At 55.7% G+C, this 1,277-nt stretch carries 2 protein-coding genes; both read right to left on the bottom strand.

Translation table 11 applies throughout. The annotated features are described in order from the left end of the window. A partial coding sequence (locus B3Z49_RS17210) for an EamA family transporter (protein WP_296993092.1) occupies window positions 1–521 on the bottom strand: 521 nt, incomplete at its 3' end. Window positions 522–671: 150 nt separating this feature from the next. Beyond that, a partial coding sequence (locus B3Z49_RS17205) for a GMC family oxidoreductase (protein ID WP_296993091.1) occupies window positions 672–1,277 on the bottom strand: 606 nt, incomplete at its 5' end.

Genomic DNA, 1,277 nt, shown 5'->3' with positions numbered 1-1,277 from the left:
GTGTCCTTGACCTGATTATCGGGATGAAGTTCCGCCAGAACCGAGGACGAAATTGCCGTAACTTCGGATGCCAGCATCAAAAGCACGGCCGGGTTGGCAAACCCACCGGGCAAATGCCAGGCCAGCCACAAGGCACCGGATATCAGGATCGCATGGCCAAGCCATTCCGAACGCCCCGGTGCGCGCCCAAGGATGAAGGTCGCGGCAAGGGCCGCCATCGGCATACCGGTTTGCGACAAAATGCCGCTTTCAGGTGCGCTGATATATAAAAGGGATGCCGTCCAACTCACCCCGGTCAATACACGCAGGAACCCATAGGCCCAGTTGATCGGAAGGGCGAATTGCCGCCACGGAATGCGGCGCCCCGGTGCAATCAGGACAAGTGCCATCCCGCCAAAGACAAGCTGCCAGCAGGTCATGGCATAGGCATCAACCGCAAAGCTGGTCAAAGCAATGCGGTTGCTGACCAGCATCAGGGCCCAGACGAGTGTGGTGCTAAAAAGCAGGAGCAATACGGTCATATGAAGATTTTTTAAAAGTTATGATCTTCGGCCATGTTGCACCAAACACGACAAAAGCGCGACAGGAATTTGGGTATCAATATCTGAATTTATTTCATGAAAACAAAGTCTGGTTTTCAGTTGTATGGGAATGCCGCGCGCAGATCGCACTTATTGGTCAGACAGGATCCATCCAGCAGCCTTTTCGGCAATCATCAGGGTTGGCGAATTGGTGTTGCCGCTGGTGATTTCGGGCATCACGGACGCATCGACAACGCGAAGGCCAGCAACACCCTTAAGGCGCAGATGCGGGTCAAGCACGGCTGATGTGTCGTCCTTGCGGCCCATCTTGACGGTGCCGACCGGGTGGAAAATGGTCGTGGCAATGTCACCGGCCAGCTTGGCGAGCTCTTCATCGCTTTGATATTGCACGCCCGGTTTGAATTCGTCGGGCCGGTACTTAGCCATGGCCGGTTGCGACATGATGTCGCGGACCTGTCGCAGGCTGTCGGCGGCGACTTTGCGGTCTTCATCGGTATCAAGGTAATTGGGCGCAATTTGCGGCGCGTCTCGGAAGTCCGCAGATTTGATCTGAATACTGCCGCGGCTGGTCGGGTTCAGGTTGCAGACCGACACCGTAACAGCAGGAAAGTCATGAAGATCACCGCCAAAGGCCTCAAGGCTCAGCGGCTGAACGTGATATTCAAGATTTGAATATTGACGGGATGGATCCGACCGCGTGAAGGCGCCCAATTGGCTGGGGGCCATGCTCATCGG

The organism is Thalassospira sp. UBA1131 (assembly GCF_002311515.1).
Classification (GTDB): domain Bacteria; phylum Pseudomonadota; class Alphaproteobacteria; order Rhodospirillales; family Thalassospiraceae; genus Thalassospira.
This window is presented reverse-complemented; position numbering and strand designations above follow the sequence as displayed.